A 5012-nucleotide genomic window follows, 5' to 3' on the forward strand; every position below is an offset into this window, starting at 1 on the left:
TACTGGTCGGTCCAGATCTCCTCGCCCTTGGGCCCGACCACCACCGCAGTCTGCGGGCCACGGACGATCGGCAGCGGAGTGGTCGGCAAGGGGCGGTAGGCCTGGCCGGCATCGATGCAGTCCAGCTCGCTTTCGAACTGCGCGCCCACCCCGCCGCCGCCGGTCTCGTAGAGTTCCTGGACCACCCGGTAATCGGCACCGACCACCAGGTACTCGCGGTTCTGGTCCTCGCGCGGGTAGCCGCTGAGCTTGAACAGGTGGCCCGAACCGAGGCCGCGGGCGCGGCCGCGCAGGCGCACCCGTTCGTAGCGCGCCTGCAAGGCTTCGATACGGGTCCGCGCGTACTGCTCGCCGTCCTGGCTCTGCACGTATTCGCCGGGGTAGTCGTACAGCGGGTAGTCGGCCGCCGCGTGCGAGCGGGCGATGTTCGAACGCACCTCCAGGCGCGCGCCGGGACGCTGGAAGTCGTAGTCGTTGAGGCTCAGTGAGCCGGACTGCACCTCGCGCGCCATGTGCCAGTCGTAGAAATGGTCGCGCTCGCGCTGCTCCAGGGTCGGCGGGTAGTAGGGCACGCTGGCGTAGTTCGGCGGGCTCTGGTGCGCGCCATAGGCGTCGGAGAGCACCAGGATGTGCCGATTCCGCTCGTGGCGGAACCAGTAGTAGATGCCTTCCTGCTCCATCAGCCGGCTGACGAAGTCGAAACTGGTCTCGCGGTACTGCACGCAGTATTCCCACTCGCGGTAGGAGCGGCTCAGGGCGTCCTCGAAGTCGGAGAAGCCGAGGTCGCGGAACACCTGCTTGATGATGTCCGGGACCTTCTGGTTCTGGAAGATGCGGCAGTCGGAGGTGCGCGTCAGCAGCCACAGCCAGGGGCGCAGGGTGACCTGGTAGCTGGCGAACTGGCCGTTGCCGGAGCCCTGGCTGCAGGCGGCGACGATGCCGTGGAAATGCCGCCGGCTGCCGTCGTGCAGTTCCAGCGCCAGGCTGGCCGGCTTGCCCAGCAGCCCGTCGAGTGGCAGGTCGGGGTTTTCCGAGATCAGTTCCAGCTCGTAGGCGAACGGCCGGCCGAGCTCTTCGCGACCCTCCATTCGCTGCAATTGCAGGACCTCCGCGCCGAGCGGACTGTCGACCCGGACCAGGCGGGTCTGTTGCGCAAGTGCCATGAAATCATCCTTGATCCACGTCCATCACTGGCGCCGTTGGAGCGGCACCACCCAAGCAGCATAGGCGCGGATGCGGTGGAAAGGGGAGATGCGTGACACAGATTCCGACGAGCGCCCCGACCGACGGCGAACAGGCAGAAGGCCATCACGAAAGGCCGCTTCGGGCCAGGAAAGCCTTGATTCGCGAGCAACATTCCGTAAAGCTTTTGTCCAGCAATGACTCACTCAGAATCCTAGGGAAGGGGTTAACACAGTGACGCTCTATCGCCTCCACGAAGCCGATCTCGAGATTCCCGATGCCTGGCAGGACCAGAGCATCAACATCTTCAAGCTCCCCGCCAGCGGCCCCGCCCGCGAAGCCAGTTTCGTCATCAGCCGCGACGCCAGCCAGGGCGACGCGCCGTTCGCCGACTATGTCGCCCGCCAACTGGAAAACGCCGAGAAGCAATTGCCCGGCTTCAAGCTGCACAAGCGCTGGGACATCAACATCCACGGCCACGCCGCCGTGCTCCTCGACTACCAGTGGCAGCGCGAGGGCCGCGACCTGATGCTGCGCCAGGTATTCATCGAGCGCCGCCCGGCGGTGCTGATCACCACCCTGACCACCACCCCGGCTGACCTGCCGCACCACGAGCCGGCCTGGAAGCAGGCGATGCAGACCCTGGTCCCGCGCTCGACCCCTAGCTGATCCGAGTACCGACGCATGGATGCGCAAGCCGCCGCCCGACTGGGCGATGAGATAGCCCACGGTTTCGGTGTCGCCGCGATGGTCGCCGGAGCCGTGGCCGGAGCCCTGATCGGCGCCGCCGTGGTCGCCGCCACCGCCGCCACCGGCGGCCTGGCCGCGGTGATCCTGGCCGGCTCGATCGCCGCCGGCGGGCTGTCGATGTTCCAGATCGTCAAGGGCCTGACCACCATCTTCGAGCTACCCGAGCCGACCACCGGGGTGCTCATACGCGGCAGCTTCAACGTCTACGTGAACAGTCGCAACGCGATGCGCGCCGGCGACGACGTCTCCGCCACCTGCAGCGGCCTGCCGCTGAACCATCCGCTGTGGCCGTTCCCGGTGCTGATCGCCGAAGGCAGCGCCACCGTGTACATCAACGGCAAGCCGGCGGCGCGCCTGCAGAGCAAGATGATCTGCGGCGCGCACATCAAGACCGGCAGCCAGGACACCTTCATCGGCGGCCCCACCGAGCGGGTGGCCTTCGTCCTCGATCTGGAGGAATGGCTGCACACCGGCCTCGAGGCGCTGGGCCTGGCGGCCCTTGCCGGCGGCCTGCTGCTGGCGGCGATGGCCGGGGTCGCGGCGCTGGCCGGCTTCGTCGCCATCGGAGGGCTGATGATGGGCGGCATGGCCCTGCTCGGCGACCTCGGCGACCGCCTCGGTCCCGGCTACCGCGACCTGTTCCAGGGCGTGGCGGGGATGGCATTGCTGGGCTTCGGGCCGAAACTCGCCGGTCGCCGTCCGGCAGCGGTGACCTCCGAAACCGCGCAACGACGCGCCTACCTGAACAACAAGTTCGGTCGTTCCGGCAACCTCGACCACGACATCAACTACCGCGGGAATCGTGAAACCGCCGCCAAGTTCTTCAAGTCGAAGGACATCGATCCTGCCGATGCCGAGTCGTACATGAACGGCCTGGACTTCAACCATCCGGTCCGCGTGGAAACCCTCGCGCCCGGCAAGAACCTGTGGCAGTACCAGTCCCCCGGAGCGCCGCAGGGCAACTGGTATACACTCAGCCCGCGCGTGCAGCCCACGGAGCTGGGAATCAACCCCATGGGCACCAACCGGGCGGCGAACACCATCGAACCCAAGGTCCTCAACTCCTACAGGACGACCCAGAAGGTCGAGGTTCTGCGCAGCACCGCTGCGCCGACCGATGACTTCTGGTCGGTAAAGGGACAGTCCTATCCCGCCAAAGGCGGCGCGCAACAACTGTTCTCCAACGAGAAAGGCTCCTTCGGTCTGCTTCCCCGGGAGGGATCATGACACCCATCGAATACATCGACCGCGCTCTGGCGCTGGTCGCCGACCGGCTGGCCCGCTATCCGGGATACGAGGTCCTGCTGTCCGCGGAAAAGCAGTTGCAGTACATCAGGTCCGTCCTGCTCGACCGCAGCCTGGATCGTTCCGCACTGCACCAGTTGACCCTCGGCAGCATCGCCGTGAAGGAATTCGACGAAACCGACCCGGAACTCTCCAGGGCCCTCAAGGACGCCTACTACGTCGGCATACGCACTGGCCGCGGCCTGAAGGTCGATCTGCCGTGAGCGATACGCCCGCTGAGGTCTGCGAAAACCTCCTGGCACGGGCACTCACCAATGACGATCTGGTCGCGTTCCTCGTCGGCGAGCAGCCCTATTTCATCGAAAGCCATAGCGGCGAAGAGGAACCGCAGGACGTGTGCCGGGCCATCGAGCGCTGCTTGTTGCCATGCTGGCAAAGCGGTCGTTTTCCCTACCTTCCCCGCCGCTTCGCCGACGCCCTGCTGAAGATCCTCGCCACCTATCCCGATCGCAACCGGGCGATCTACGTCGCCCAGAACTGGATCTGGTACTACCGCTTCTGCCTGTCGAAGAAACGCGCGAATCCGCAGGGCCCCTACGGTGATCTGTTCGAGGTCGACCTCGGCGCCGTCGCGGTCGCGCTGAAGCGGCAGCTCGAGGCGAACAAGGACGAACTGATCCGCGACACCCGCTGGGCGGGCGCTACCTGGAACAGCAGCAACGGCCTGTGGGGTCCGTTCTTGCGCACATCCACGACGGTACGCGACAAACTCGACGGGCCGGATTTCGTTCCCGACACCCCGTGAGGCACGGACGCTGACGCCAGCCGAACGAACCAGCGAGAAGCAACCGATGAATCTGCAAACCTACCTGGTCAGCCGCGAGCACGTCTTCAGCATCGGTATCGAGACCGACTCCGGCCAGCACTACCTGTCCTTCCCGGTGGGCAACCGCCTGGTGGACTACGAGGAGTACTACCGGATCGATGCCGACGACTTCGCCCGCTACCTCCGCGACATGGGTTCGGCGCTGGAGTTCGTCGAACGCTGCCGACGCCGGCAAATGGACCATCTGCTGCTGGTCGCACCCGGCAACGACCGCGGCAGCGCGCTGTAGCGGCGATGGGCATGCACAAGGGCGAAGCCTTCGCCAGTCGGGACATCTACCTCGACTACGATTTCGAGGCGGTCACCTACCGCTGGGACCACCGCACCGCGCTGATCTACGTGCGCTTCTACGGCACAGCGGAATGCCCGGAGCCGGTGGCGTATCACAACCGGCTGTTCAACGACGCGTTGCGCTTCGGCCGGGAGATCAGCCGCGAGGAATATGAACGCGGCTTTCCCTTCCGCTAAGCAGGCTCAGCCCTTCGCCGGCGGCGGAAACATCGCCTGTACCTGGCCGTCGATGGTGCCCTGCACGCCCTTGCCCTTGGCGTCGACCTCGCTGGCACCGCCGGAATTGAGGTCGAGGCGGCCGCCGGTGTCGATGTTGCCGTTGCCGCTGGCGTAGAGGTTGAAGGCGCTGCCGGAGATATTGATGGTGCCGTCGGCGTTGAACTCCACCACGCTCTTGCCGCAGACCAGGCGGATCTGCGCGCCGGCCTCGATCAGGTAGGTGCCGGTGACGCTGTCGCTCTTCGCCCCGCCCACCAGCAGGGTGTCGTTGAGCTTCACCGCGCGGGTGCGGTTGTTGCCGATGCGCGCCAGCTCGTCGTGGCCGATGCTCTTGTTGCGGTCGTGGCCGACCGACAGCGAGGCATCGTTCTCGACCAGGTTGTCCTGGTTGCGCTCGGCGTGGATGTACAACTGCTCGGCGCCCTTCTTGTCCTCCATG

Annotated in this window: 6 protein-coding genes and 2 pseudogenes; 6 read left to right on the top strand and 2 right to left on the bottom strand. The window is 66.0% G+C overall.

Features of this window, described 5'->3' with window-relative positions; translation table 11 throughout:
- Positions 1-1163, bottom strand: a pseudogene (gene vgrG1b / locus HMPREF2924_RS08725) (type VI secretion system spike protein VgrG1b); the annotation flags it as partial.
- Between the two features lie 253 nt (positions 1164-1416).
- On the opposite strand from vgrG1b, the gene eagT6 reads away from it, so the two are divergent.
- The 6 genes from eagT6 to HMPREF2924_RS08755 are packed head-to-tail and all read left to right on the top strand — an operon-like array spanning position 1417 to position 4531.
- A complete protein-coding gene (eagT6, locus tag HMPREF2924_RS08730) occupies positions 1417-1851 on the top strand; it encodes a type VI secretion system effector EagT6 (RefSeq protein ID WP_003128275.1) in 435 nt (144 codons plus the stop codon).
- A gap of 15 nt (positions 1852-1866) precedes the next feature.
- Positions 1867-3159: an NAD(P)+ glycohydrolase Tse6 gene (gene tse6, locus HMPREF2924_RS08735; RefSeq protein ID WP_003128273.1), complete on the top strand. Its 1293-nt coding sequence runs from the start codon at positions 1867-1869 to the stop codon at positions 3157-3159.
- Complete coding sequence (locus HMPREF2924_RS08740) at positions 3156-3440, top strand: immunity protein Tsi6 family protein (protein ID WP_003128272.1); 285 nt, start codon at positions 3156-3158, stop codon at positions 3438-3440. The genes tse6 and HMPREF2924_RS08740 overlap by 4 nt, the downstream gene beginning before the upstream one ends.
- Complete coding sequence (locus HMPREF2924_RS08745) at positions 3437-3982, top strand: hypothetical protein (RefSeq protein WP_003123787.1); 546 nt, start codon at positions 3437-3439, stop codon at positions 3980-3982. The genes HMPREF2924_RS08740 and HMPREF2924_RS08745 overlap by 4 nt, the downstream gene beginning before the upstream one ends.
- A gap of 46 nt (positions 3983-4028) precedes the next feature.
- Positions 4029-4292 (top strand): hypothetical protein, encoded by a 264-nt coding sequence (locus tag HMPREF2924_RS08750; protein ID WP_003123786.1) that lies wholly within the window; start codon positions 4029-4031, stop codon positions 4290-4292.
- A gap of 11 nt (positions 4293-4303) precedes the next feature.
- On the top strand, positions 4304-4531 hold the full coding sequence (locus HMPREF2924_RS08755) for a hypothetical protein (protein ID WP_269326411.1): 228 nt from the start codon (positions 4304-4306) through the stop codon (positions 4529-4531).
- A 6-nt stretch (positions 4532-4537) separates the two neighbouring features.
- Here the strand turns inward: HMPREF2924_RS08755 and HMPREF2924_RS08760 are convergent.
- A pseudogene (locus HMPREF2924_RS08760) lies at positions 4538-5012 on the bottom strand (type VI secretion system tip protein VgrG); the annotation flags it as partial.

Origin of the sequence: Pseudomonas sp. HMSC063H08, assembly GCF_001813645.1 — a bacterium.
In the GTDB taxonomy this organism is placed as follows: Bacteria; Pseudomonadota; Gammaproteobacteria; order Pseudomonadales; family Pseudomonadaceae; genus Pseudomonas; species Pseudomonas aeruginosa.

Coding starts and splice junctions, on each gene's coding strand:
- tse6 (WP_003128273.1), top strand. CDS start 1,867: ATGGATGCGCAAGCCGCCGCCCGACTGGGCGATGAGATAGCCCACGGT.
- HMPREF2924_RS08740 (WP_003128272.1), top strand. CDS start 3,156: ATGACACCCATCGAATACATCGACCGCGCTCTGGCGCTGGTCGCCGAC.
- HMPREF2924_RS08750 (WP_003123786.1), top strand. CDS start 4,029: ATGAATCTGCAAACCTACCTGGTCAGCCGCGAGCACGTCTTCAGCATC.
- HMPREF2924_RS08755 (WP_269326411.1), top strand. CDS start 4,304: ATGCACAAGGGCGAAGCCTTCGCCAGTCGGGACATCTACCTCGACTAC.